The sequence below is a fragment of the Microbacterium rhizosphaerae genome, assembly GCF_034120055.1.
In the GTDB taxonomy this organism is placed as follows: domain Bacteria; phylum Actinomycetota; class Actinomycetes; order Actinomycetales; family Microbacteriaceae; genus Microbacterium; species Microbacterium rhizosphaerae.
This window is the reverse complement of sequence record NZ_CP139368.1, coordinates 210,351-235,459: the sequence shown is the minus strand read 5'-3', so window position 1 is coordinate 235,459 and position 25,109 is coordinate 210,351. Positions and strand designations below refer to the sequence as shown.

General features: G+C 71.2%; 23 protein-coding genes. 8 read left to right on the top strand and 15 right to left on the bottom strand.

From position 1 onward, the window contains the following. Positions 1 to 10: 10 nt before the first annotated feature. The 3 genes from SM116_RS01075 to SM116_RS01065 form a co-directional block, all read right to left on the bottom strand. On the bottom strand, positions 11 to 1,108 hold the full coding sequence (locus tag SM116_RS01075; protein WP_320942621.1) for a flavin-containing monooxygenase: 1,098 nt from the start codon (positions 1,106 to 1,108) through the stop codon (positions 11 to 13). A 64-nt stretch (positions 1,109 to 1,172) separates the two neighbouring features. After that, entirely contained in the window at positions 1,173 to 2,786 is a 1,614-nt protein-coding gene (locus SM116_RS01070; protein ID WP_320942620.1) for a response regulator transcription factor, read from the bottom strand. A gap of 37 nt (positions 2,787 to 2,823) precedes the next feature. Beyond that, positions 2,824 to 4,083, bottom strand: a complete 1,260-nt coding sequence (locus SM116_RS01065) for an AI-2E family transporter (protein ID WP_320942619.1) — start codon at positions 4,081 to 4,083, stop codon at positions 2,824 to 2,826. 93 nt (positions 4,084 to 4,176) lie between these two features. Here SM116_RS01065 and SM116_RS01060 point away from each other — a divergent pair, with 93 nt between their 5' ends. Beyond that, positions 4,177 to 4,470 (top strand): chorismate mutase, encoded by a 294-nt coding sequence (locus SM116_RS01060; protein WP_320942618.1) that lies wholly within the window; start codon positions 4,177 to 4,179, stop codon positions 4,468 to 4,470. 9 nt (positions 4,471 to 4,479) lie between these two features. Here SM116_RS01060 and SM116_RS01055 read toward each other — a convergent pair whose 3' ends face one another. From SM116_RS01055 to purL, 3 genes are all read right to left on the bottom strand, one after another. Then, positions 4,480 to 5,382: a hypothetical protein gene (locus SM116_RS01055; protein WP_320942617.1), complete on the bottom strand. Its 903-nt coding sequence runs from the start codon at positions 5,380 to 5,382 to the stop codon at positions 4,480 to 4,482. Between the two features lie 65 nt (positions 5,383 to 5,447). Then, positions 5,448 to 5,591, bottom strand: a complete 144-nt coding sequence (locus tag SM116_RS01050) for a hypothetical protein (protein WP_320942616.1) — start codon at positions 5,589 to 5,591, stop codon at positions 5,448 to 5,450. Positions 5,592 to 5,632: 41 nt separating this feature from the next. After that, a complete protein-coding gene (purL, locus tag SM116_RS01045) occupies positions 5,633 to 7,996 on the bottom strand; it encodes a phosphoribosylformylglycinamidine synthase subunit PurL (RefSeq protein WP_320942615.1) in 2,364 nt (787 codons plus the stop codon). 153 nt (positions 7,997 to 8,149) lie between these two features. Between purL and SM116_RS01040 the strand changes: the two genes are divergently transcribed. The 7 genes from SM116_RS01040 to SM116_RS01010 all read left to right on the top strand — a co-directional run bounded on the left by SM116_RS01040 (position 8,150) and on the right by SM116_RS01010 (position 15,065). Next, on the top strand, positions 8,150 to 9,307 hold the full coding sequence (locus SM116_RS01040) for an EfeM/EfeO family lipoprotein (RefSeq protein WP_320942614.1): 1,158 nt from the start codon (positions 8,150 to 8,152) through the stop codon (positions 9,305 to 9,307). Then, positions 9,304 to 10,548, top strand: coding sequence for an iron uptake transporter deferrochelatase/peroxidase subunit (efeB, locus tag SM116_RS01035; RefSeq protein WP_320942613.1), 1,245 nt, complete (start codon positions 9,304 to 9,306; stop codon positions 10,546 to 10,548). The genes SM116_RS01040 and efeB overlap by 4 nt, the downstream gene beginning before the upstream one ends. Before the next feature lie 135 nt (positions 10,549 to 10,683). Further along, on the top strand, positions 10,684 to 12,306 hold the full coding sequence (locus SM116_RS01030; protein ID WP_320942612.1) for a phospholipase C: 1,623 nt from the start codon (positions 10,684 to 10,686) through the stop codon (positions 12,304 to 12,306). Between the two features lie 96 nt (positions 12,307 to 12,402). Then, on the top strand, positions 12,403 to 12,759 hold the full coding sequence (locus SM116_RS01025) for a TraR/DksA family transcriptional regulator (RefSeq protein ID WP_320942611.1): 357 nt from the start codon (positions 12,403 to 12,405) through the stop codon (positions 12,757 to 12,759). Between the two features lie 56 nt (positions 12,760 to 12,815). Continuing rightward, the gene (locus SM116_RS01020) at positions 12,816 to 13,202 is read left to right on the top strand and encodes an ArsR/SmtB family transcription factor (RefSeq protein WP_320942610.1); all 387 of its coding nucleotides are present in this window, start codon (positions 12,816 to 12,818) and stop codon (positions 13,200 to 13,202) included. Continuing rightward, complete coding sequence (locus SM116_RS01015) at positions 13,177 to 14,178, top strand: SRPBCC family protein (RefSeq protein ID WP_320942609.1); 1,002 nt, start codon at positions 13,177 to 13,179, stop codon at positions 14,176 to 14,178. Before SM116_RS01020 ends, SM116_RS01015 begins: the two co-directional genes overlap by 26 nt. Before the next feature lie 23 nt (positions 14,179 to 14,201). Next, positions 14,202 to 15,065 carry an alpha/beta fold hydrolase gene (locus SM116_RS01010; protein ID WP_320942608.1) on the top strand — a complete coding sequence of 288 codons (864 nt, stop codon included), beginning with the start codon at positions 14,202 to 14,204 and terminating at the stop codon, positions 15,063 to 15,065. 254 nt (positions 15,066 to 15,319) lie between these two features. Here the strand turns inward: SM116_RS01010 and sufU are convergent, their stop codons facing one another. From sufU to SM116_RS00965, 9 genes are all read right to left on the bottom strand, one after another. Next, entirely contained in the window at positions 15,320 to 15,766 is a 447-nt protein-coding gene (gene sufU / locus SM116_RS01005) for a Fe-S cluster assembly sulfur transfer protein SufU (protein ID WP_320942607.1), read from the bottom strand. Beyond that, positions 15,763 to 16,995, bottom strand: coding sequence for an aminotransferase class V-fold PLP-dependent enzyme (locus SM116_RS01000; protein WP_320942606.1), 1,233 nt, complete (start codon positions 16,993 to 16,995; stop codon positions 15,763 to 15,765). The genes sufU and SM116_RS01000 overlap by 4 nt, the downstream gene beginning before the upstream one ends. Positions 16,996 to 17,087: 92 nt before the next feature. Continuing rightward, the gene (locus SM116_RS00995; RefSeq protein ID WP_320942605.1) at positions 17,088 to 17,762 is read right to left on the bottom strand and encodes a response regulator transcription factor; all 675 of its coding nucleotides are present in this window, start codon (positions 17,760 to 17,762) and stop codon (positions 17,088 to 17,090) included. Next, positions 17,759 to 20,302 (bottom strand): sensor histidine kinase, encoded by a 2,544-nt coding sequence (locus SM116_RS00990; RefSeq protein WP_320942604.1) that lies wholly within the window; start codon positions 20,300 to 20,302, stop codon positions 17,759 to 17,761. The genes SM116_RS00995 and SM116_RS00990 overlap by 4 nt, the downstream gene beginning before the upstream one ends. 33 nt (positions 20,303 to 20,335) lie before the next feature. Then, positions 20,336 to 20,989, bottom strand: coding sequence for a potassium-transporting ATPase subunit KdpC (gene kdpC, locus SM116_RS00985; protein ID WP_425563223.1), 654 nt, complete (start codon positions 20,987 to 20,989; stop codon positions 20,336 to 20,338). Between the two features lie 21 nt (positions 20,990 to 21,010). Further along, a complete protein-coding gene (kdpB, locus tag SM116_RS00980; protein WP_320942603.1) occupies positions 21,011 to 23,182 on the bottom strand; it encodes a potassium-transporting ATPase subunit KdpB in 2,172 nt (723 codons plus the stop codon). Next, on the bottom strand, positions 23,179 to 24,861 hold the full coding sequence (gene kdpA / locus SM116_RS00975; protein WP_320942602.1) for a potassium-transporting ATPase subunit KdpA: 1,683 nt from the start codon (positions 24,859 to 24,861) through the stop codon (positions 23,179 to 23,181). The genes kdpB and kdpA overlap by 4 nt, the downstream gene beginning before the upstream one ends. Further along, complete coding sequence (locus SM116_RS00970; RefSeq protein ID WP_320942601.1) at positions 24,861 to 24,950, bottom strand: potassium-transporting ATPase subunit F; 90 nt, start codon at positions 24,948 to 24,950, stop codon at positions 24,861 to 24,863. Before SM116_RS00970 ends, kdpA begins: the two co-directional genes overlap by 1 nt. Continuing rightward, the gene (locus SM116_RS00965; RefSeq protein ID WP_320942600.1) at positions 24,947 to 25,087 is read right to left on the bottom strand and encodes a hypothetical protein; all 141 of its coding nucleotides are present in this window, start codon (positions 25,085 to 25,087) and stop codon (positions 24,947 to 24,949) included. Before SM116_RS00965 ends, SM116_RS00970 begins: the two co-directional genes overlap by 4 nt. Positions 25,088 to 25,109: the final 22 nt, after the last annotated feature.

The following is a 25,109-nucleotide window of genomic DNA, read 5'->3' as shown; positions in this document are numbered from 1 at the left end:
GCCCGAGGAGTCAGGTGGTGACCGTCGCCTTCGCGTCGACGGCGAAGAGCCGATCCACGACGTACTGAGCATCGCGACCCATCCCCATGAGCGTCGGCGACGCGACAGAGTACTGGAACGGCAGCCCCACGAAGGCCAGCCCGGGCACGGCCGGAACCACGCCGCGCTCGTGCGCCGGCCACCCCCGGGCGTCGAAGGCCGCGGGGATGTCGACCCAGTCGTGGCGGGGCAGCGACCCGGTCGCCCAGACGACGGTGGCGGCATCCACGGCGTGCCCGTCCTCGAGGACGGGGCGCCCGCGGACGACACCGGCCACGCGCGCGACATGACGGATGCCGGCTTTCCGGAGGTCGGTCATGTGGTTGCGCACGAGGTTCACGCCGTGCCCGCGGTGCTCCTCCTGGAACCGCCGGCCCTTCTCCGTGTCGATCGTCGTGTTGCGCAACCGCCGGATGAAGATCTCGCTGATCAGGTTCCCGATCGGGGTGTCGATGCGCCCGGGAACCTCACCCGGTACGCGCCCGGCGATCATCGTGGCGTGACCGGATGCCGCGGCATCCAGCGCGATGTCGGTTCCGGAGTTGCCCACTCCGACGACGAGGACGGGCCCGTCGGCGAGGTCCTCCGGCCCGCGGTAGTCGAGCGAGTGGAGCTGGTGGATGCCCGCGTCGAGGTCTCGAGCGAACGCGGGCGTGATCGGCCGATGGTGGGCACCCGTCGCGACGACGACGCGCTCGGCATGAACCGTCTCGCCCGTGGAGAGGTCGAGCTGGAACCGACCCGACCCGTCGACCGTCAGCCGCTCGACACGCGTCGACGTGCGGACGGGAAGGTCGAACGAGACCGCGTACCGCTCCAGGTAGTCGGCGAGCTGGGCGGCGGTCGGGTAGGCGAACATCCCGATGTCGATGCGCATGCCGGGCAGGCTCGCCCAGCGGCGTGGAGTGAACAGCCGCAGCGTGCGGTACCGCCGGCGCCACGTGTCGCCGACGCGCGGATCGGCGTCGAAGACGGCGAAGTCGGCTGAGCGGGCGGCGGCCAGACGGGCGGTGTGCAGGCCGGCGGCTCCGGCCCCGATGATGGCCAGATCGAGCGTGATGGTGGACATGATGCCTCCTTCTCGCTCACGCTACGGAGAGCGCCGAAGGTCGGCATCGGCAGAAATGACCAATTCAGGATGCGGACACCAGGCCGTGCTCGAACGCGTACGCGGTCGCGGCCGACCGGCTGGGCACGTCGAGCTTCGCCAGGATGCTGCCCACGTGGTGGGCGACGGTGCGCTCGGAGAGGAACAGCCGCTCCGCGATGCGCCGGTTCGACAGGCCCTCGGCCACCAGCTCGAGCACTTCGCGCTCCCGGCGGCTCAGTCCGACGTCGGCGACGGCGGCTCCCGCCGAGGCCGCCGCGACCCGCTCGAGCCGTGCGAGATCCGGCACCGCGCCCAGGGATTCGAAGACGGCGCGCGCCGCGTCGAACTCCAGCTGCGCCCCCTCCTCGTCGCCCGCGGCTCGGGCCGCCCGCCCCATCGAGAACCGAGCGCGCGCGGCGTCATACGGGGCGTCGAGCTTCCGCCACCGCGACCACGCGGTCCGCAGCAGCTGCAGGGCATCCGTTGTGCGGCCGTCGGCGATCGCGACATCGCCGTCCACCTGCGCCGCCATGGCGTGGAGCAGGAGCGTTCCGACCGCATCCGCGCATCCCCGCAGCTCAGCGGCCGCATCCCGCGCGATCGCGGGCTGCCGGCGGGCCAGGGCGATGTCCACGGCGGCGGCGAGGACCTCCGCGCGCGCGGCCGGTTCGAACACCGTCGCCCGTGCGCGCTCGAGGCCCGCCCACGCGGTGTCGAGCTCACCTGCGTCGCGGTGCAGCAGCGCCAGCCCGGGCTGCACCTCTCGGCCGAGCCCTGCGGCCTGCCGGTAGGCGTCTCGGGCCGCGACACCGCGGCCGGCTACGCGATGCAGCTCGGCGAGCCGGTACCACGCGTTGGCCAGCGTCTCGGGCCGCTCCTCCGTGCGGCAGACGCTCTCCGCGGCCTGCACGGCCGCCTCCCACTCGCCGCCGACCTGCATGACGGTCGCGCGGTGCAGAGTGCACTCGCCGCGGAAGGGCTCGAGCCCGCGCTGCGTGTCGCACCACTCACCGAGATCGCGCGTCCAGACGCGGGCGCGCTGGATGTCGGCGCGGGCGAGGAGGCTCGCGATGACGGCGCAGTACGCGGGACCGGCTGCCCGGTCGCTGACCCTGCCCGTGCCGATCATGAGCATGACCCGGTCCATGCATGCCACGCCGTCCTGGAGGCGGCCGCTGCGCATGAGCGCGCGCCCCTCGCCCATGATCCCGAGCACCTGCACATCAGGATCGTCCGCGGCTTCGGCGAGACGGGCGGCCTCCCGGTAGTGAGTGGCGGCCCCCGCGAGGTCGCCCTGGAGATACGCGACCTGGCCGCGGCACAACGCCGCTGTGGCGTCGATCGTCGGGTCGCCCGCGGAGCGGGCGCACAGCTCGAAGAGGCGCTGCATCCACGTCCGCGCCTTGACGTCCTCGCCACGCTCGCCGAGTGTGAAGCCGAGCCAGAAGACGCAGCGGACGGCCGACACCGGATCGCCCTCGTCGAGGAAGGTCAGATGCGCACGCTCCAGCGCGACGGCGGCGATGTCATCGCGCCCGGTGAACCATGCCGCCTGGCCGTACTCGGCGAGCTCGGGCGCGGTGAGCGTCGCCTCGCGTGCACTGAACTCGGCGAAACGTCCGGTCCAGTCGACGACCGCGGCCTCCCGGATGGCCATGGGCACAGTATCCAGTCCGGCCGGTCGGGCCGCAAGACTAGACCTTGGCGTCCTGCCTCGGGATCACGACCTGCTTGATGATGAGCAGGATCGACGCCGTGATCGGGATGGCGACCAGCGCCCCGAGCAGGCCGAACAGCGTGCCGCCGACGAGCGCGCCGATGACCACGAGCGAGCCCGGCACCGAGACCGCCTTGTTCATGACGCGCGGGGTCAGGACGTAGGCCTCGAGCTGGATGTAGACCAGGTAGACCACGGCGAAGATCAAGGCGGGAACCCACCCGCCGGTGAACAGGGCGATCACCGTCGCCGTCATCCAGTACAGCACCGAGCCGACGAGCGGGATCAGGGTGATCGCGAAGGCGAGCAGCGCCATGATCCCCGGATACGGCAGACCCAGCAGCAGGTGCAGGATGAACGCGACGACCGAGTTGCAGCCGGCCAGAACCACCATCCCCATCAGGTATCCGCCGATGGAGTCGGTGATGTGGTTGGTGAGCTCGCCGACGACGGCGCGGTTGCGCGCGGGCGCGAACTGGATGAACGCGACCTTGATCGAGGGAAGGGATGCCAGGAAGTAGAGGCTCAGCACCAGCACGATGATCAGTCCCGAGATCGTCGTGCCCACCGTGACCGCGAAGTTGAGGACGCCGCCGCCGATCTTCGCGAGGTTCGCGGGGCTGGTGAAGTACTTCTGCACCTGGTCGACGATGGCGCTCACCTGGGAGCCGAACGTGCTCGTCAGCCACGCGTAGAACGGCGTCTTCTCGAAGTCGGCGATCGTCTGGGGCAGGTTGGTGAAGAATTTCGTGATCTGGCCGACCAGCGCGGGGACCACGAGCAGCAGGATGCCGGCCATCACGAGCGCGAAGATCGTGTAGACGATGACGATGCCCCACGCGCGCTTGACGTTGTGGCGCTCGAAGAACCGCACGACCGGATCCAGGCCGAGCGCGGCGAACAGCGCGAAGATGACGTAGATGATGATCGTCGACAGGCTGACGAAGGCCGTACCGAGCCCGACGGCGACCAGACCGCCCAGAGTGAGCGAGAGTCCGACGGCGAACGGGTTGCTGAGGGACGCCCAGATCGGTTTCGACCCTTCCGACCCCCGGGGCCCCGCGGCCCTCCTGCTCGTCGGCACCGGAGTCTCGACCGGCGCGTCTGCGGTCGCAGCCTCGGCCGACGCGCCGACCGGGACGGCCTCTGCGGGGCCATCCACGGCGGCGGGGCTGACCGCCGCGATGTCGGCAGGCTCGGTCTTCTCGGCCCCTGCAACGGGCGTGGCGTCGGTCATGCCGCTAACTATATGGCTCGCTGAGTCGCAAGCCCGAGAGGTGCGGAATCAGGGGGACACGGCATCCCGTATCGTCGTTGCAGAGGAGGATCCATGAACGCCGACCCGACCGACACCCTGCTGCGACTGCGCAGCAGCATCGACAACATCGACGCCGCGCTGATCTTCCTGCTCGCGGAGCGCTTCAAGTGCACGAAGGAAGTGGGCGTGCTGAAGGCGGAGCACGGGATGCCGGCGTCCGACCCGGCTCGTGAGGAGCAGCAGGTCGCGCGCCTGCGCAGTCTCGCCGAGCAGGCCGACCTCGATCCCGCCTTCGCCGAGAAGTGGTTCAACTTCGTGGTGGCCGAGGTCATCCGGCATCACACCGAAGCCGCCGACAGCCGCTGACGCGGCGGGCTACGACTTCGGCGGTCGCTTGACCGAGCGCGACGGCACGGGCCACGGCGCCGGCATCGGCTGGGGCACCGCCTGGGTCGGAAGCTGCGACGGCGGCGCCGACGCCGCCGGGGGGGCCGAGGGCGGGGCGGATGCCGCGGGCCGGCGCTGATCGGATGCGGGCGCCGGGGTGGCCGAGGGGGTGGCCGACGGGCCCATCGTCAGCTCGAGCGATACCTGCTTCTCCAGCCGGTCGATCGCACCGTCCGACAGCGAGATCAGGCCGTCGAGCTCCTCCCGCACGCGCTTGTACGCGAGCTGGCGCTCGGCCGGGGTCGCTGCCTGGTCGATGGCGACGGTGAGCAGCTGCTTGGCCGTGTCGAGGCGCTTGCGCTCGGCATCCGTGAATCCCGAGTCCTGGATGCGGCGGGCATCCCGCTCTGCGACGTCGAAGGCGACCTCGTAGTCTGTCACCGCATTGCGGTACTCGGTGAACTGCTCCTTCGTCAGCCGCGACTTGGCGGACGCCGGACGGAGGTTGTCCGCCACGCGCTTGGCGCGCAGGAACGCCGCGGTGAGGGGCTGGCGCCCGTCGCTCATCGCCGGATACGAGATGGCCTTGGCGACGTCGAGCTCGTACTCGAGCCATCGCTTGGTCACGCCGTCGTGCGTGTCGAAGAGGCGCTGGAGCCGGGCCTCCTGCGTCTCGGCGGGCGGGGCCTGCTCGGTCTGGACGACCGGGATCCCGGACGTCGGATACGGGATGCCACGGGCGATGGCGCGAGCCTCGGTCTTCGCGTGGATGATCTCCAGGCGGCGCGCGTGCCGGCGGCGGGCGCGCTGCTCGTAACCGCGACCGATCGCGCCCATCACCCCCATGAGCGGGAACACGAGCCACCAATAGCCCAAGAAGTCCCAGTGCACCGCTTCATCGTAGCCCCGGGGAGCGGGGTGCTCTCCGGGCGCTCAGAGGATTGCGAGCGGACGCCTCAGGCGCCGGGCACGAGCAGTGCGAGCACCGTCGCGCCACCGCCCACGAGGATCAGCGCCACGATGACGATCCAGGCGATCGTCTTCATGCGGCGCGACCGGTTCTCGTTGAGCTCGGCGTACTCGTCGTCGTTCTCGGGCATCTCTCGTTTCCTTCGTCTGCGTTTCGTCCCGCTGCGCTCGCTCAACGACCGGATGCGGCGGCGGGCTCGGCGATCGTGGGGCCGAAGACGGCGGGCAGTGTTCCGGTCGACAGGGCCTTCAGCTCGCCCAGCGGGATCGTGAACAGGCCCTGCACCTCGAGTGCTGCGTCCCCGCCGTCCCCTGCGGAGTCGGTCACCCCGATGCGCAGCACGGGGTAGTTGCGCCCCTCGCACAGGCCGCGGAACTTCACGTCGTCCTCGCGCGGCACGGACACGATGACGCGGCCCGTGGACTCCGAGAAGAGTGCGGACGCCGCATCCACCCCGTCGCGTTCGATGAGCTCGTCGAGCCACACCCGCGCACCCACGCCGAAGCGGAGGGTCACGTCGGTGAGCGCCTGGGCGAGGCCGCCCTCCGACAGGTCGTGGGCGCTCGATACGAGACCCTGGTCGGATGCCGCCTTCAGCAGCTCGGCGAGGCGCTTCTCGCCGGCGAGGTCGACGACGGGCGGGCGGCCCCCGAGGTGGCCGTGGATCGTCGCCGCCCAGGCCGAGCCGCTGAGCTCGGTCGAGGTGACGCCGAGCAGGTAGAGGTTCTGGCCCGGGTCCTGGAAGCCGCTCGGGATGCGGTGCGCCACGTCCTCGATGATGCCCATGACGCCGACGACCGGCGTGGGGTGGATCGGGGTGTCGCCGGTCTGGTTGTAGAAGCTGACGTTGCCGCCGGTGACGGGGACGCCGAGCTCGAGGCATCCGTCCGCCAGACCCGCGACCGCCTGCGAGAACTGCCACATGACCTCGGGGTTCTCGGGGCTGCCGAAGTTCAGGCAGTCCGTGACCGCCGCCGGCACGGCGCCGGTGACGGCGACGTTGCGGTAGGCCTCGGCGAGGGCGAGCTTGGCGCCCTCGTACGGGTCGAGCTGGCAGAAGCGCCCATTGGCGTCGGTCGCGATGGCGAAGCCGAGGCCGGACTCCTCGTCCACGCGGATCATGCCGGCGTCGTCGGGGAACGAGAGGGCGGTGTTGCCCATGACGTAGTAGTCGTACTGGTTCGTGATCCAGGACGTGTCGGCGAGGTTCGGGCTCGATACGAGCCGCGTGAACTGCTCGCGCAGCGTCTCGGCATCGGTGGGACGCTCGAGCGCCGACGCGGTGTCGTCGCGGAGGGCGTCGATCCACGCGGGGTACGCCACCGGGCGGTCGTAGACAGGGCCGTCGACCGCGACCGTCGAGGGGTCGACATCCACGATCTGCGCGCCGTGCCAGAAGATCTGCAGGCGGCCGTCGCCGGTGACCTCGCCGAGCACCGAGGTCTCGACATCCCATTTCTTCGTCACCGCGAGGAAGTCGTCCAGCTTCTCGGGAGCGACGATCGCCATCATGCGCTCCTGGCTCTCGCTCATGAGGATCTCCTCCGGCGTGAGCGTGGGGTCGCGCAGCAGCACGTTCTCGAGGTCGACGCGCATGCCGCTGCCGCCATTGGCGGCCAACTCGCTCGTCGCGCACGAGATACCGGCGGCGCCGAGGTCCTGGATGGCCTCGACGAGCTCGTCGCGGTAGAGCTCGAGGCAGCACTCGATGAGCACCTTCTCGGCGAACGGGTCGCCGACCTGCACCGCGGGGCGCTTGGTCGGGCCCCCCGCGCTGAAGGTGTCGGAGGCGAGGATGGATGCGCCGCCGATGCCGTCGCCGCCCGTGCGCGCACCGAAGAGCACGACCTTGTTGCCGGTGCCCGAGGCGTTCGCGAGCTTCAGGTCTTCGTGGCGCAGCACGCCGACCGCGAGGGCGTTGACGAGGGGGTTGCCCTGGTACACCGCGTCGAAGACCGTCTCGCCGCCGATGTTCGGCAGGCCGAGGCAGTTGCCGTAGAAGGAGATGCCGCTCACGACGCCGTGCACGACGCGCGCGGTGTCGGGGTTGTCGATGGCGCCGAAGCGCAGCTGGTCCATGACGGCAACGGGGCGCGCGCCCATCGAGATGATGTCGCGGACGATGCCGCCGACGCCGGTCGCTGCGCCCTGGAACGGCTCGATGTAGCTCGGGTGGTTGTGCGACTCCACCTTGAACGTCACGGCCCAGCCGTCGCCGATGTCGACGACGCCGGCGTTCTGGCCCATGCCGACCATGAGCCGCTCCTTCATCTCGTCCGAGACCTTCTGGCCGAACTGACGGAGGTAGATCTTGCTCGACTTGTAGGAGCAGTGCTCGCTCCACATGACGGAGTACATCGCCAGCTCGGCGCCGGTCGGACGCCGGCCGAGGATCTCCTTGATGCGCTCGTACTCGTCGTCCTTCAGGCCGAGGGCCGCGTACGGCAGCTCGCGCTCAGGGGTGGATGCGGCGTTCTCGACGGTGTCGGAGGCCGCCGCTCTCGCGGTGGCGCCGTCGGAGGCTGTGGTGGTCACGCGGCTGAACTCCAAGAAAATCGGGGATGCCGGACCACCCCAGTCTAGGTGCAGGCCCCCACGCGCCCGGCCGGGGCGACGGGTCGATGACCGGAAGGTGAACATCCGTCGAACCCGGGCGTCGCGCCGTCGCGCGATGCCTAGGCTGACGCGGTGCCAGATCTCCGTCTCCGACCCTGCTTCGCGGCGGCCGGCACGCTCGTGACCGCCATGGCGCTCGCGGGATGCAGCGGGGCGGGCGCCGCATCCATCGCCTCCTCCTCGACGTGGATCGAGGTCTCCGTCGACCGCTGCGGGTCGGGCTGGACGGACCCCGTTCCCGGTCCGCAGCGGTTCGTGCTCGACGACACGGACACGAGACCCGGCGAGGTCTACCTGACGGATGCACGCAGCGGCGACGTGTACGCCGAGGTCGACCCGCTCGCGGCCGGCGCGACACAGACCGTCGACATCACCCTCGGCGCCGGGACGTACGCGTTCCGCTGCGCGATGGAGGACGAGCAGACGGTCGTCGGGCCGACGGTCACGATCTCCACCGGCCCGAAGACCTCGCTCGCGCCGGTGCGGGCCGTCGCGCAGGCCGATCTGATCGAGGCGACCCGCGCCTACGAGTCGTACGTCTCGGGGCAGCTGCCGACGCTCGCGTCGCTCACGGCACGGCTGCAGGCCGACCTCGGTTACGGCGATCTCGCCGCGGCGCGGGCCGACTGGCTCCCTGCGCACCTCGAGTACGAGAGGCTCGGCGCCGCGTACGGCGCATTCGGCGAGCTCGACGACGAGATCGACGGGCTGCCCGACGGACGGACCGACGGGACCGCGGATCCCTCGTGGACGGGATTCCACCGGCTCGAGTACGGGCTGTGGCACGGGCAGGATGCGGCGACCCTGCGCCCCGTCGCCGACGTGCTCGCGGCATCCGTCGGCCGGCTGCAGCGCACCTTCGCCACGGCGCAGATCGATCCGCTCGACCTTTCGCTGCGCGCGCACGAGATCACCGAGAACGCGCTGCAGTTCGAGCTCACCGGGCGCACCGATTTCGGCAGCGGCTCGAACCTGCAGTCCGTCGCGGCGAACCTCGAGGGCACGGCGACGGTGCTCGGCATCCTGAAGCCGCTCCTCGCCGACCGGTTTCCGCAGCTGCCGCAGACGCTGGCGTGGCTCGAGAGGACCCGGGCGGACGTCGCCGCCGCGCCGGCGCTCGCAGCCCTCACCAGGGGGCAGCGCGAGCGCATCGACGCCGACGTCGCGCAGCTCGCCGAGGACCTCGCACCCGTCGCATCCATGCTCGAACCCCGGAGGGTCGACCAGTGACCGACTCCTCGAAGCCCTCGGTCGGCCGGCGGCAGTTCCTGCGCAGAGCCGTCGGGGCCGCCGCGGTGTCGGGTGCGGCGCTCGCGGGCTATGGCGTCGGCGGCTTCGCACAGCCGGCGCGGGCGGAGGCGGCGTCGCCGATGTCGGCGGATCGCGCCGTCCCGTTCCACGGCGCCCACCAGGCCGGGATCCTCACGCCCGGTCAGGAGGCCGCGGCCTTCGTCGCGTTCGATCTCACGGTCACCACTCCGGCGGAGGCGGCGCAGCTGCTGCGGGCGATCACCGAGCGCGCGCGTGTGCTCACCGCGGGCGGGACGCCGGTGAACCTCGGGATCTCCGCCCCGTCCGCCGACTCCGGGCTGCTCGGCCCCGAGGTGCCCGCCGGCGGCCTCACCGTCACCGTCGGGGTGGGCTCGTCGTTCTTCGACGTGCTCGGCATCCAGAGCAGGCGTCCCGCGCAGCTGCGCGCGATGGATGTCTTCCCGAACGACGATCTCGATCCCGCACGCTGCGGCGGAGACCTCATGCTGCAGCTCTGCGGAGACAGCCGGGACGTCGTCCTGCACGCGCTGCGCGACATCGCGCGGCACACGCGCGGCGGGATGCAGGTGCGCTGGCGCATCGACGGCTTCCGGTCGCCGTCGCGCCCGAGCGGCGCTTCGCGCAACCTCCTGGGCTTCAAGGACGGGATCGTGAACCCCGCCGCGAAGGAGGCCGACCGGCTGGTGTGGGTGCCTGCGGGCGGGTCGGAGCCGGCGTGGACCGAGGGCGGCTCGTATCACGTGGTGCGCGTCATCCGGATGCTCGTCGAGTTCTGGGACCGCGTCACGATCTCGGAGCAGGAGCGCATCATCGGCCGTCGTCGTGACTCGGGCGCGCCGCTCAGCGGCAGTCACGAGACCGATCCGCCGGACTACGTCGACGACCCCAAGGGCTCGGCGGTCCCGCTCGACGCGCACATCCGGCTCGCGAATCCGCGGACGAAGACGACGGATGCCTCGCGCCTCCTGCGGCGCGGCTACAACTACGACCTCGGCACGGACACGAACGGCGACCTCGACATGGGGCTCGTCTTCAACGCGTACGTGCAGGACCTCGATCGGCAGTTCGTCGCCACGCAGAAGCGCCTCGCCGACGAGCCCCTCGTGGATTACGTCTCGCCCGTCGGCGGCGGGTACTTCTTCGCGCTGCCCGGAGTCCGGGACACCTCGGACCGGTACGGCCGGGCACTCTTCGCCTGACCGGAGGCCGGGGCTTCGGGCCGTCCGGCCTCGACCGGCACCGTTCATCCGATGTTCAGGCTGTGGTCGCCGAACACTTCACACGCGCGAACGAGGATGAACCCGCATCCCCTCCCCATTCGAAAGGACTCCGTCGTGGCATCCACTCGGAAGCGCACCCGCGCGGTCATCGCAGCCGGCGCCGCCCTCGCGGCCGTCGGTCTCGCGATCGCCGGCACCTCCGCGGCATCCGCCCAGCCGTCCGCCGACCACTCCGCGAAGACGGCGACGCCCATCACGCACGTCGTCGTGATCTTCGGCGAGAACGTCTCGTACGACCACTACTTCGGCACCTACCCCCAGGCCGCGAACACCGACGGCACGACCTTCACGGCTGCCGCGGCGACACCGCGCAACGACAACCTGGCCACGTCGGGCGCCCTGACGGACAACCCGAACCTGTACCCGCCGACGCGCCTCGCGCCCAGCCAGGCCGCGACCTGCGACCAGAACCACAGCTACACGGCCGAGCAGAAGGCGCTGGACGACGGCGCGATGGACGCCTTCGTGCAGAACGTGTCGGTCGACACCTGCACGGGCCTCTATGCCGCTCCGGGCCTCACCATGGGCTACTACGACGGGAACACCGTCACCGGGCTGTGGAACTACCCGCAGCAGTACGCGATGTCGGACAACTCGTGGGATGCGACCTTCGGCCCCTCGACGCCGGGCGCGCTGAACCTGATCTCGGGCCAGACGCACGGCTTCACGGAGGTCGACTCCAAGACGCTGCAGCAGGTGGCGACCCCGGGCTCGTACACCGTCGCCGACCCGAACACCGCCGGTGTCGGCACCGTCATCAACGACCCGGACCCGGCGTTCGACGACTGCGCGGACAAGAACCACACCTCGACGAACACCCTCGCCGCGGGATCCGGCAAGAACATCGGCGACCTGCTGAACGCCAAGGGCGTGACGTGGGGATGGTTCCAGGGCGGCTTCCGTCCGACGACGGCCGCCGGCGACGGCACGACCTACGCGGTCTGCGGTGCGAGCCACACGAACCTCGCCGGCGCCTCGGTCGCGGACTACAGCCCGCACCACAACCCGTTCGCCTACTTCAAGTCGACCTCGAACCAGCACCACCTGCCGCCGACGTCGGTGGCGATGATCGGCAACACCGACCAGGCGAACCACCAGTACGACCTGTCCGACTTCGACGCGGCGCTGACGTCCGGCAACCTGCCCGCCGTCAGCTTCCTCAAGGCGTCCGAGTACCAGGACGGGCACGCCGGCTACTCCGACCCGATCGACGAGCAGCACTTCATCGTCGACACCATCAACACGCTGCAGAAGTCGAAGGAGTGGAGCTCCACGGCCGTCGTCATCTCCTACGACGACTCCGACGGCTGGTACGACCACGTCGCGCCGGTGATCTCGAACGCGTCGACGAGCGCCGCGCACGACGTCGCCGTGTGCTCGAGCTCGACCGCTCCGGTGCTGGGCGGCTACCTCGACCGCTGCGGCCCGAGCCAGCGCCTGCCGCTCCTCGTCATCTCGCCCTACGCGAAGTCGAACTTCGTCGCGCACAACGAGACGACGCAGCCCTCCATCCTGAAGTTCATCGAGGACAACTGGAAGACCGGCCGGATCGGCGACTCGTCGCTGGATGCGACCGCGGGCTCGCTCATGCCGATGTTCCAGTTCGGTCGGACCGACGGAAAGCAGGTGCTGCTGAACGCGGACGGTTCCGTGCAGTCGATCGCCGCAACGCACTGACATCGTGAGAGGACGGCCCCGGGATGCGGCATCCCCGGGGTCGTTCTCGTGTCTCCGCGGGCCGCCTGTCCGGGACCCGGCGTACGCTCTTGCCCCATGGCGCCGACACCCGACCCCGTCCGCAGACTGCAGGAGCGCGCGCAGGAGCTCGATGACCTGCTGGCACTGCTCGAGAACGACGAGCGCGACATCCGGGCCGATCGTGCCGCCTCCTCCGCCGACGACGAGCACGACCCCGAAGGCGTGACGCTCTCCGCCGAGTGGCAGCGGATCGATGCCCTTCGACGCTCCGCCGAAGCCGAGCGCGCCGAGGTCGCAGCGGCGCTCGTGCGTGTGCAGGACGGCGGCTACGGAGTGTGCATCCGCTGCGGGCGCCGCATCCCGGCCGCCCGCCTGGAGGCTCGCCCCATGGCGACGATGTGCGTCGAGTGCGCGGCGGCCACCGGCGGCTGATCCGACGAAGACGAAGGGGTTGACACGGGGATGCGTGCGGCCTAACCTACAACCAAATGGTTGTAGAAGAACAGCTGACCGACGACGAGGTGGACCGGATCTTCCGGGCCCTCGCCGACGCGACGCGGCGCGACATCCTGCGCCGCACGATCGAGGCCGAGCAGTCGGTCTCGGCGCTCGCCGCGGCCTACGACATGTCGTTCGCCGCGGTGCAGAAGCACGTCGCCGTGCTCGAGGCCGCCCGCCTGATCATCAAGCGGGCCGAGGGAAGGGAGCGACTCGTGCGCACCGACCCCGCACGCATCGCCCGGGCGCAGCAGCTGCTCGAGCGCTACCAGGAGCTCTGGCGGCACCGCATCGACGCCATCGACGCGCTGCTCGCCGAACCACCCAGACCGGACACCCCAGGAGGAAGCAATGCCCGTCACCCAGATCACCAGTGATCCCGAGGCCCTGACGATGAACATCGCCGCCGAGTTCGACGCATCCGTCGACCGCGTGTGGTCCGTGTTCACCGACCCGCGCCAGCTCGAGCGGTTCTGGGGCCCTCCGGGATGGCCCGCCACGTTCAGCAGGTTCGACTTCACGCCCGGCGGGCTGGCCCAGTACTCGCTGACCGGTCCCCACGGCGCGACGCACCATGCCCGGTGGGAGTTCCTGCGCATCGACGAGCCGCGGTCGTACGAGGTGCTCGACGGCTTCGCCGACGCGGATGGCGACTTCGTGTCCGAGATGGCGCCGATGCGGATGGTCTTCTCGTTCGAGTCCGACGGAGATCGCACCCGGTTCACCGGCGTGACGCACTTCGAGTCGCTCACCGCGCTCGAGCAGTCGGTGGCGATGGGCATGGTCGAGGGCACGCGGATGGCGATGGCTCAGCTCGACACGGTGCTGCAGAGCCTGCGCGAGTACGCGCAGGGCAAGGGCACCCAGGTCGAGATCCTCGATGACCAGCACGTGCGCATCACGCGCCTCGTCGAGGGTCCGCGCGAGCTCGTGTGGCGTGCGCACACCGAGCCGGAGCTGCTCCAGCAGTGGCTGCTCGGCCCTGACGGCTGGCGCATGAGCGTGTGCGAGGTCGACCCGACGGTCGGCGGCCGCTATCGCTACGCGTGGGAGCCTGTGGTCGACCCCTCGACAGGCTCGGGGCCCGCCGGGCAGGCCTTCGGCTTCGACGGCGAGACCCTCGTCGTCGACGCCCCGCGCCGCAGCGTCACGACGGAGCACATGACGGGCACCGACTACCCGAGCACGGTCAACGACCTGCAGCTCTACGAGGAGGACGGCGCGACGCTGCTCACCCTCCTCATCGAATACCCGGATGCCGCGACCCGCGACGCCGTGCTCGCCACGGGCATGACCGAGGGCATGGAGACCAGCTACCAGCGGCTCGAACGAGAGGTGCTCGCCTCCGTGTGAGGCGGGTCGAGAGAGGACACGAAATGACCGAGAACACCGTGACCATCGCCACGCAGGTCGTCGGCGAGGGCGAGGACGCGATCACGTACGACGTGCGGGGAGACCTGTCGTCCGGGGTGCCGCTGTTCGTGTTCGGCGCGCCGATGGATGCCTCGGGCTTCCAGCAGCTCGCCGAGCACTTCGCCGACCGGCCCGTCGTCACCTACGACCCGCGCGGCGCAGGCCGCAACCCGGTCGGCACGTCCGACATCAGCACGGCGCAGCACGCCGACGACATCCACCGGGTCGTCGCTGCGCTCGGCGTCGGGCCGGTCGACGCCTTCGGTTCGAGCGGTGGCGCCGTCAACCTGCTCGCGGCCGCCGCGACGCACCCCGAGGACTTCCGCACCATCGTGGCGCACGAGCCGCCGAACGCCACCTTCCTTCCGGACGGCGAGGAGGTGCTCGAGGTCATCGCCGACCTGAAGAAGACGTACGCCGAGAAGGGCGACGGCGCTGCCATGGCGAAGTTCGTCGCGCTCGTGATGCACGACGGGCCCGTGCCCGACGGCTACCTCGACCAGCCCGCGCCCGATCCCGCGATGTTCGGGATGCCCTCGGAGGACGACGGCTCGCGCACCAACCCGCTGTTCCGCAACATGCCGGCGATCATCGAGTACCGGGTCGACACCGAGGCTCTGCGGGGCTTCGGCGACCGGCTCGTGATCGCCGCGGGTGTGCAGTCCGGCGACACGATGGCCGCCCGCGGAGCCCGCGCGGTGGCGACCGAGGTCGGCATCGAGCCGACGGAGTTCCCGAGCCACCACGGCGGATTCCAGGACTCGCCCGGGTACCCCGGCGACCCGGACGCCTTCGCCGCCCGCCTGCGCGAGGTGCTCGACCGCTAGAGCTGTGCCGGCGACCGCGTTTCGTCCCGCTCACTGAAACCCGGTCCCCGAGCTTGTCGAGGGGTGGCCCCTGCGATCTGCGCGGGTAGCCCCTCGACAACCCGGTCCCCGAGCTTGTCGAGGGGTGGCCCCTCGACAGGCTCGGGGACCTGTCCGCATGGAGGCTCGGGGCCCCTCGACAGGCTCGGGGACCTGTCCGTATGGAGGCTCGGGGCCCCTCGACAGGCTCGGGGACCTGTCCGTATGGACGGGGATCAGGCCTCGGCGGCGCTCTCGGCCTGGGCGAGGGCGGCCTCGAGCGCGACCCAGGGCAGCATCGCGCACTTGACCCGCATGACGTATCGGGCCACGCCCTGGAAGACCTCGGCATCCCCGAGCAGCTCCGGCGGTTCGCCCTCGCCGCGCGAGCGCATCATCGTGCGGAAGGCGTCGATGGCCTCGTGGACGTCGGCGGGGGAGGCATCCGCCACCAGCTCCGACATCGCCGACGCGGATGCCGTGGAGATGCTGCATCCACGCCCCTCCCACACGAGGTGGACATGACCGTCGTCCACCGTCGCGCCGACGGTGATCTCGTCGCCGCACGTGGGGTTCACCTCGTGGTGCGTGTGCGCCCAGCCCTCGGATGAGCCCGCGCCGACCTTGCGCCGCGCGTGGTCGAGGATGACCTCCTGGTACAGGCCCTCCAGCCCGGCGCTCATCGGTCGGCTCCGAAGAACGGGCGGACCTCGGCGAGTGCGGCGGCGAAGGCCGCCACGTCGTCGGGGGTCGTGTACAGGTAGGCGCTGGCGCGGGTGGATGCCGTGATCCCGAGGCGACGGTGCAGCGGCTGCGCGCAGTGGTGCCCGACGCGGACGGCGATGCCGCGGGAGTCGAGGAACTGCCCGACGTCGTGCGCGTGCACGCCGTCGACGTCGACGCTGACGAGGGATGCGCGCTCGCGGCCCGGCTCGGGACCCAGCAGCCGCACGCCGGGCACCGAGGCCACGGCATCCGTCAGCAGTCCGGCCAGCTCGCGCTCGTGCGCGTGCAGGCGGTCCATCCCGAACGCGGAGAGGTAGTCGACGGCGGCACCCAGGCCGACGACCTGCGTCACAGGCTGCGTTCCGGCCTCGAATCGCTGCGGAGCGGGGAGGAACTGCGCATCCGTCATCGTCACCGTCGTGATGGTCGAGCCGCCGGTGCGGGCCGGAGGCAGGGCGTTCAGCAGCTCGCTGCGGCCGTAGAGCACGCCGATTCCCGTCGGGCCGAGCATCTTGTGCCCCGAGAACGCGGCGAAGTCGACCCCGAGGGCCGCGAGATCCAGCGATATGTGGGGCGCGGACTGGCACGCGTCCAGCACGGTCAGTGCGCCGAGCTCGCGCGCCAGCGCGACGACGTCCGCGACCGGCGCGATGTAGCCGGTGACGTTGGAGACGTGCGCGACGGCGATGATGCGGGTGCGGCGAGAGGATGCTGCGCGCAGCGCGTCGATGGTCCACGTGCCGTCGTCGGCGACCTCCGCCCAGCGCAGCACCGCCCCGGTCCGCGCGGCGACCCGCTGCCACGGGATGAGGTTGGCGTGGTGCTCGGCCTCCGTCACGAGGATCTCGTCGCACTCGCGCAGCGCGAGGTCGGGAGCGCCGAGGCCGGCGCTCGCATCCGAGATCCCCAGCGCGACGATGTTCAGCGCATCCGTCGCGTTCTCGGCCCACACGATCTCGTCCGGCTGCGCGCCGACGAACCGCGCCACGCGCTCGCGCGCGCCCTCGAAGGCCTCCGTCGAGCGCCCGACGGCTTCGCTCGCGCCGCGGTGCACCGCCGCGTAGTCGTGTTCGACGAAGGCGCGCTCGGCGGCGATCACGGATGCGGGTCGCTGCGACGTCGCGGCCGAGTCGAGGTAGACGAGCTCGGGGTGCGCGGCCAGCAGCGGGAAATCGGCGCGGGTCACAGTGTCCGTTCGGATCGGGGAGAAGGTATGCGTCAAGTCTGCCCTGTGTGCGCGCCCGGAGGGCTCGGTGAGTCGCGCCTCCGGTGAAGGGGTCACTCGGTGACGAGGCGGTAGCCCATCCCCGATTCCGTGAGGAGGAAGCGGGGGGCGGATGCGTCGGGCTCCAGCTTCTTGCGCAGCTGCGACATGTACAGCCGCAGGTAGCCGGAGTCGGCGATCTGCTCCGTGCCCCAGATCTCCTTCAGCAGGGTCTGCCGCGTGACGAGGGCGCCGGGGTTGCGCGCGAGGAACTCGAGCATCCGCCATTCCGTCGGGGTGAGGTGCACGAGCGTGCCGTCGCGGCTCACCGAGCGCGAGACCAGGTCGATGGTCACATCCCCGAAGCGCACGACGGTGGTGCCGGGCGCGGCAACGGTCCGGCGCGAGAGCGCCCGGAGCCGGGCGAGCAGCTCGTCGATCTGGAACGGCTTCGTCACGTAGTCGTCGGCACCGGCGTCCAGCGCGTCGACCTTGTCGCCCGAGCCGGTGCGGCCCGACACGACGATGATCGGCGCGTCGGTCCAGCCGCGCAGAGCATGGATGACCTCGATGCCGTCGAGTCGCGGCATCCCGAGATCGAGCAGCACGATGTCGGGACGCGACTGCGCGGCGAGCGTGATCGCGGCGGCGCCGTCGGGGGCGGCGACCACGTCGTAGCCGTGGGCGCCCAGCGTGATGCGCAGGGCCCGCACGAGCTGCGGATCGTCGTCGGCGATCAGGACCTTCACGAGTCCACCTTGCCCGAAGCGGCCTGTGGCGCGGCCGTGACGGCAGGGGAGGGGAGGGATGCCACGGCCGCCGGCAGCGACACGACCATCGTGAGGCCGCCGCCGGGGGTGTCTTCCGCGGCGAGCGATCCGCCCATGCCCTCGGCGAAACCGCGGGAGAGGGCGAGACCGAGACCGAGCCCGACGGTGTTGTCGGTGTCGCCCATGCGCTGGAACGGCGCGAACATCGCGTCGCGCTGGTCGGCGGGGACGCCGGCGCCGCGGTCGACGATCCGGATCTCGACCGTATCGCCGAGGCCGCTCGTCGCGACGCGTGCGCGTGTGCCGGGAGGCGAGTGCCGCACGGCGTTGGCCAGGACGTTCACGATCACGCGCTGCAGCAGCACGGGGTCCGCGCGCACGGCGGGGACGGCCTCGTCGAGGGCCAGCTCGACCTCCGCCGGACCGAGTCCGAGCTCGTCGACGGCCGCGAGCACGACGTCGGCGGCGTCCAGGGCGGTGAGCGACACGGCGAGCACCCCCGCCTGGACGCGGCTGACGTCGAGGAGGTCGGTGACGAGCTGCGACAGGGTGCCGAGGCTCTCGTCGGCGGTCGCGAGCAGCTCGGCGCGGTCGGCGTCGGAGAGTGAGGCGCCCGCGGCCCGCAGGCCGCCCACCGCGGCGACGGCGGCAGCGAGGGGGCGCCGCAGGTCGTGGCTCACGGCCGAGAGCAGCGCCGTCCGCACATTGTCGGCGGCGGCCAGCGCGTCGACCTCGCGGGCCGCGCCGGCGAGGGTCGAGTGCTCCAGCGCGGCCTCGATCTGCGCGGCGATCACGTCGAGCAGGCGGCGGGCCGACGCATCCAGTTCCGCCCCGTGGAGTTCGAGCACGTGATCCGGGCCGACCGCCACACGCTCGACCCGCTCGTCGGGCAGGGGCTCGCCGTCGGTCGCCACCACGGTGCCGTCGGCGGTGAGCAGGCGCACGCCGGCGAGCCCGAAGGCCTCCCGTGCGCGCGACACGAGCGCCGGCACGGCCGACTCGCCGCGCAGCACGCTGCCCGCGACGGTGGCGATGAGCTCCGATTCGGCGGCGGCGCGCTGGGCGGCACGCGTGCGCCGGGCCGAGCGGTCGACCACGAGGCTCACGAGGATGGCATTGACGACGTACAGGGCCAGGGCGAGGGCGTGCGCCGGCGCCGCGATCGTCACGGTGAACAGCGGCGCGACGAAGAGGTAGTCGAGGGTCAGCCCCGACAGGACGGCGGCGAACAGGGCGGGCCAGATGCCGCCGATGAGCGCGACGATCACGACGAGGAGCTGGTACGCGAGCACCTGGGCCGTGATGGCGTCGCTGCCGCGCCACGAGTACAGGACGAGCGACAGCAACGGGCCGCACACGAGGGCGACGGCGAACCCGAGGATGCGGCGGCGGGCGCTGAGCGCTCCACCGCGCACGCGCGGCAGGGCGAACCGACCGGCGGCCGCCGCGTGGGTCACGATGTGCACGTCGATGTCGCCCGACTCGCGGACGACGGTGGCACCGATGCCCGGTCCGGTCAGGGCCGCGGCCAGCCTCCCGCGGCGGCTCGCGCCGATGACGAGCTGCGTCGCGTTCACCGAGCGCGCGAACTCGACGAGGGTGACCGGGACGTCGTCTCCGACGACCTGGTGGTACGTGCCGTCCAGCGCCTCGACGAGCGCGCGCTGCTCGGCGAGTGCGCTGGGCGGGCCGGCACGCAGGCCGTCCTGGCTCGAGACGTGCACGGCCAGGAGCTCGCCGCCCGCCGCCCTGGCGGCGATGCGGGCGCCGCGGCGGATGAGGGTCTCGCCCTCGGCGCCGCCCGTGAGCGCGACGACGACCCGCTCGCGGGCGCGCCACGTGCCCTCGATGCCATGCTCGGCGCGATAGAGGTTCAGCGCGCTGTCGACCTCGTCCGCGAGCCACAGCAGCGCGAGTTCGCGCAGCGCCGTGAGGTTGCCCAGGCGGAAGTAGTTCGACAGCGCGGCGTCGATCCGGTCGGCGGGGTACACCTGACCGGCGGCGAGCCGGTCGCGTAGCGACTGCGGTGCGAGGTCGACGACCTCGATCTGGTCCGCGCCGCGGACCACGGCATCCGGAACCGTCTCGCGCTGCACGATGCCCGTGATCTGCGCGACGACATCGCTCAGCGACTCGATGTGCTGCACGTTCACGGTCGTGATGACGTCGATGCCGGCATCCAGGATCTCGTCGACGTCCTGCCAGCGCTTCTCGTGCCGCGATCCGGGCGCGTTCGTGTGGGCGAGCTCGTCGACCAGCGCCACCTGAGGGGAGCGCTCGAGGACCGCATCGACGTCCAGTTCGTCGAGGTCGACCTCGCGGTAGCGGACCGACCGGCGCGGCACCTGCTCGAGCCCCTCGGTGAGGGCGGCGGTCGCGGTGCGGCCGTGCGTCTCGACGATCCCGATCACGACGTCGACGCCCCCCGCCTTGCGGGTGCGGCCCTCTTCGAGCATCTCGTACGTCTTGCCGACGCCGGGAGCGGCGCCGAGCAGGACGCGCAGCCTGCCGCGCTTCATGCTGTCATTCTCCCCGTCGCCGCCTTCGCGCGGTCATCGGGTGACGGCATCGAGGGCGAGATTGAGCTTCAGGACGTTCACGCGCGGCTCGCCGAGGAAGCCCAGATCGCGCGGGATGACGTTCGCCTCGACGAGATCGCGCACCGACGTCGGCGGCAGATTCCGCGCCCGGGCCACACGATCGACCTGGAGGAGCGCGTAGGCGACGCTGATGTCGGGATCGAGGCCCGAGGCCGACGAGGTCAGGGCATCCGGCGGCAGCTGCGACGGATCCACGCCGTTGAACGCGGCGAGGGCTGCGCGGGTCTTGTCGATCCGCGTCACGAGCGTCGAGTTGTTCGGCCCGAGGTTCGAGCCGCCGGATGCCGCGCCGTCGTACCCCTTGCCGGCGGCGGACGGCCGCGGCTGGAAATACTGCGGCAGGGGGGCGCCGTGGGCTTCGGAGAAGCTCTGGCCGAGCAAAGCCGAGCCGACGGCGGCGCCCTGCGCGTCGGTGACGAGGGATCCGTTGGCCTGCCCGGGGAAGGCCGACTGCCCGACCGCCGTGATCAGCAGCGGGTAGCCGACCCCGAGGACGGCGGTCGCGACGAGCATGGCGCGAAGCGCGGCCCACAGTGTGCGCAGCGAGCCGCGCCGGCCGGGATGCGCCGGACGCAGGGGCCGGACGGATGCAGTGGTGGTGGACACGATGACTCCTTCGGGACCGGGTCAGAAGCCCGGGATCAGGCCGATGACGAGGTCGATGAGCTTGATGCCGATGAACGGCGCGATGATCCCGCCGAGCCCGTAGATGAGCAGATTGCGGCCCAGGATCTGCGATGCGCTCGCGGGCCGATAGGTGACTCCGCGGAGGGCCAGCGGGATGAGCAGCACGATGATGATCGCGTTGAAGATGATCGCGCTCGTGACCGCCGAGGCGGGGGAGTGCAGGCCCATGACGTTCAGCACCCCGAGCCCGGGGTACACGACCATGAACATCGCCGGGATGATCGCGAAGTACTTCGCGATGTCGTTCGCGAGCGAGAACGTCGTCAGCGCGCCGCGGGTGATGAGCAGCTGCTTGCCGATGCGCACGATGTCGATGAGCTTCGTGGGGTCGGAGTCGAGGTCGACCATGTTGCCGGCCTCCTTCGCCGCCGAGGTTCCGGTGTTCATCGCGACCCCGACGTCCGCCTGCGCCAGCGCGGGAGCATCGTTCGTGCCGTCGCCGGTCATCGCGACGAGGTTGCCGCCCTCCTGCTCCCGCCGGATGAGCGCCAGCTTGTCCTCGGGCGTGGCTTCGGCGAGGTAGTCGTCGACGCCCGCCTCGGTCGCGATCGCCTTCGCCGTGAGCGGGTTGTCACCCGTGATCATGACGGTGCGGATGCCCATCGCCCGCATCTCGACGAAACGCTCGCGCAGACCGTCCTTGACGATGTCCTTGAGGTGGATGACCCCCAGTGGCCGCGCACCTCCGGTCCCCGAGCTCGTCGAGGGGCCGGACACGGCGACCACGAGCGGCGTGCCGCCGTCGGCGGCGATGCCGTCGACGATGCCGGTCAGCGCCGTGCGCGTCGCATCCGTCACCTGCGCCCCGTTCTCGTCGAGCCAGGCGAGGACCGCCGATCCGGCGCCCTTGCGCAGCTGGGAGCCGTCGGGCAGGTCGAGACCGCTCATGCGCGTCTGGGCGGTGAACGGCACGACCGTCGCATCCGCCGGAGCGGACACGTGGATGCCGCGCCCCGCCGCGAGCTCCACCACCGACGTCCCCTCCGGCGTGGGGTCGGCGAGGGAGCATTCGGCGGCGATGCGGGTCAGCTCGCCCTGCTCGACGCCCGGCAGCGCGACGAACTCCGTCGCCCGCCGGTTGCCGTAGGTGATCGTGCCGGTCTTATCGAGCAGCAGCGTCGTGACGTCGCCTGCCGCCTCGACCGCGCGCCCCGACATCGCGAGCACGTTGTGCTGCACGAGGCGGTCCATGCCGGCGATGCCGATCGCCGAGAGCAGCGCGCCGATCGTCGTCGGGATGAGGCAGACGAGCAGTGCGACGAGCACCGCGATGCCGGCCGGCTTCGCCGCGTACGAGGCCACGGGGTTCAGGGTGAGCACCACGATGAGGAAGATGATCGTGAGGCTCGAGAGCAGGATGCTGAGCGCGATCTCGTTCGGCGTCCGCTGACGTGCGGCGCCCTCGACGAGGGCGATCATGCGGTCGACGAACGTCTCACCCGGCTTCGAGGTGATCCGCACGACGATCCGGTCGGAGAGCACGCGCGTCCCGCCGGTCACGGCGCTGCGGTCACCGCCCGACTCGCGCACCACCGGGGCGGACTCGCCCGTGATCGCCGACTCGTCGACGGTCGCGATGCCGGCGATGATGTCCCCGTCGCCGGGGATGAGCTCTCCGGCGGTCACGACGACCACGTCGCCGAGCTTCAGGTCGGTCGAGGCGACCTGCTCCGTCGCGGCGCGGGATGCCGCAGCATCCCCCTTCTCGTCGTAGCCCGCGACCCGCGTGGCCATCGTCGTCGCGCGCGTCTTGCGGAGCGTGGCCGCCTGCGCCTTGCCCCGGCCCTCGGCGACCGATTCGGCCAGGTTGGCGAAGATCACGGTGATCCAGAGCCAGATCGCGATGCCCCACGTGAACAGCAGGGGGACCGGTGCGCCGCCCGACGTCTGCATCGCGGGGATGAACGGCTGCGCGATCGCGATGACCGTCGTCAGAACGGCGCCCACCCACACGAGCATCATGACGGGGTTGCGCCACTGGTCGGCGGGGTTGAGCTTGCGCAGCGCGCCCGGAAGCGCCTGCACGAGCTGCGACCAGCCGAACGCCCGGGTCTTCTTCGGTGCCGGAGGAGTCGCCGGTTCTGTTGCGTGTCCGTAGACGGCGGTGGTCATGAGAGTCCTTCTGCGAGGGGGCCGAGCGCGAGCACCGGGAAGTACGTCAGCGCGACGACGATGAGGGTGACGGCGACGAGCAGTCCGACGAACTGCGGTCGGTAGGTCGGCAGCGTGCCGGCCGTCGACGGCACGATGTCCTGCTGGGCGACGGAGCCGGCCAGGGCGAGGACCACCACGATCGGCACGAACCGGCCGAGCAGCATCACGACCCCCAGCGCCGTGTTCAGCCACGGCGTGTTCGCGGTCAGGCCCGCGAACGCCGAGCCGTTGTTGTTGGCCGCCGAGGTGAACGCGTAGAGCACCTCGCTGAGGCCGTGCGCACCCGGGTTCAGGATCGAGACGTTCTCGACGTCCTGCCGCACGCCGGGGATCGCGAAGCTCAGGGCGGCGCCGGCGAGCGCCAGCGTCGGGGTGACGAGGATGTACAGGCTCGCGAGCTTCATCTCGCGCGGGCCGATCTTCTTGCCGACGTACTCCGGCGTCCGTCCCACCATGAGGCCGCCGACGAACACCGCGATGATGGCGATGACGAGCATCCCGTACAGTCCCGAGCCGACGCCGCCGGGCGCGATCTCGCCGAGCATCATGTTGAACATCGGCATCATGCCGCCGAGCGCCGTGTACGAGTCGTGCATCGAGTTCACCGCGCCGGTGGACGTGAGCGTCGTCCCCGTGGCGAACAGCGTCGAGCCGAGGATCCCGAAGCGCTGCTCCTTGCCCTCCATCGCGGCTCCCGCGGCCTTCACCGCCGTGCCGCCCGTCGTCGTCTCGAACCAGGTCAGCACGACGAGGGATGCGGTGGCGATGACGGCCATGGCCGCGACGATCGCCGTTCCCTGCCGGTCGTCGCCGATGATCCGGCCGAACGCACGCGGAAGGCAGAACGGGATGAGGAGCAGCAGGAAGACCTCGAAGAGGCTGGTCCACGGCGTCGGGTTCTCGAACGGATGCGCCGAGTTGGCGTTGTAGAAGCCGCCGCCGTTGGTGCCGAGCTCCTTGATGGCCTCCTGGGAGGCGACCGGGCCGCCGGGGATCGCCTGCGTGGCGCCGGCGAGCGTGTGGATGTCCGTGAAGCCGGCGAAGTTCTGCACGACGCCGGCCGCCATGAGCACGATGGCAGCGACGACCGAGAGCGGAAGCAGGATGCGGCCGCACGTCCGGACGAGATCGACCCAGAAGTTGCCGATCGTGCCGCCGCGCCGCGAGGCGAGACCCCGCACGAGCGCGATCGCGACGGCGATGCCGACCGCGGCGGAGACGAAGTTCTGCACGGCGAGGCCGGCGAACTGGACGGTATAGCCCACGGTGGCTTCGGGCGAGTACGACTGCCAGTTGGTGTTCGTGACGAACGACACCGCGGTGTTGAAGGCGAGCCCCTCGGGGACGGCCGGCAGGCCGAGCGACCAGGGGAGCACCGCCTGGATGCGCTGCAGACCGTAGACGAGCAGCACCCCCACGAGCGAGAACGCGATCACACCGCGGGTGTAGGCGGGCCACGACTGATCGGCGCGCGGGTCGACGCCGATGAGACGGTAGACGCCGCGCTCGAGGACCCCGTCACGACGCGACAGGTAGACCCGGGCGAGGTAGTTCCCGACCGGGCGGTACAGCAGGACGAGCACGACGACGAGCGTGGCCGCCTGCAGGATGCCGAAGGCGAGCGAGCCCGGCGACATCAGAAGCGCTCCGGCAGCAGGAGCGCGATGACGAGGTAGACGATCGCGGCGATGCCGAGCCCGGCCGCGAGGAGCGAGAAGAGGATCATCGCGACTTCTCCGCGCCCGCCGCATCGCGCGGAGCCGAGCCGCGGAGGGGCGGCACCAGCCGCTCCGCCCCCTTCGCGATGAGGGTGACGAGCGCGAACAGCGCGATCACCACGGCGATGTAGATGACATCGAGCACGGGAGAGCCTCCATCCGGAGCG

What these genes read in the sequence shown, in the direction of transcription:
- SM116_RS01015 (WP_320942609.1), top strand. Translation starts at nt 13,177, where the DNA reads ATGCCCGTCACCCAGATCACCAGTGATCCCGAGGCCCTGACGATGAAC.
- kdpA (WP_320942602.1), bottom strand. Translation starts at nt 24,861, where the DNA reads ATGTCGCCGGGCTCGCTCGCCTTCGGCATCCTGCAGGCGGCCACGCTC.
- SM116_RS01020 (WP_320942610.1), top strand. Translation starts at nt 12,816, where the DNA reads ATGGTTGTAGAAGAACAGCTGACCGACGACGAGGTGGACCGGATCTTC.
- SM116_RS01010 (WP_320942608.1), top strand. Translation starts at nt 14,202, where the DNA reads ATGACCGAGAACACCGTGACCATCGCCACGCAGGTCGTCGGCGAGGGC.
- SM116_RS01025 (WP_320942611.1), top strand. Translation starts at nt 12,403, where the DNA reads ATGGCGCCGACACCCGACCCCGTCCGCAGACTGCAGGAGCGCGCGCAG.
- SM116_RS00990 (WP_320942604.1), bottom strand. Translation starts at nt 20,302, where the DNA reads ATGAAGCGCGGCAGGCTGCGCGTCCTGCTCGGCGCCGCTCCCGGCGTC.
- sufU (WP_320942607.1), bottom strand. Translation starts at nt 15,766, where the DNA reads ATGAGCGCCGGGCTGGAGGGCCTGTACCAGGAGGTCATCCTCGACCAC.
- SM116_RS01065 (WP_320942619.1), bottom strand. Translation starts at nt 4,083, where the DNA reads ATGACCGACGCCACGCCCGTTGCAGGGGCCGAGAAGACCGAGCCTGCC.
- SM116_RS01070 (WP_320942620.1), bottom strand. Translation starts at nt 2,786, where the DNA reads ATGGCCATCCGGGAGGCCGCGGTCGTCGACTGGACCGGACGTTTCGCC.
- SM116_RS00970 (WP_320942601.1), bottom strand. Translation starts at nt 24,950, where the DNA reads ATGATCCTCTTCTCGCTCCTCGCGGCCGGGCTCGGCATCGCCGCGATC.
- SM116_RS01075 (WP_320942621.1), bottom strand. Translation starts at nt 1,108, where the DNA reads ATGTCCACCATCACGCTCGATCTGGCCATCATCGGGGCCGGAGCCGCC.
- SM116_RS01060 (WP_320942618.1), top strand. Translation starts at nt 4,177, where the DNA reads ATGAACGCCGACCCGACCGACACCCTGCTGCGACTGCGCAGCAGCATC.
- SM116_RS01050 (WP_320942616.1), bottom strand. Translation starts at nt 5,591, where the DNA reads ATGCCCGAGAACGACGACGAGTACGCCGAGCTCAACGAGAACCGGTCG.
- kdpB (WP_320942603.1), bottom strand. Translation starts at nt 23,182, where the DNA reads ATGACCACCGCCGTCTACGGACACGCAACAGAACCGGCGACTCCTCCG.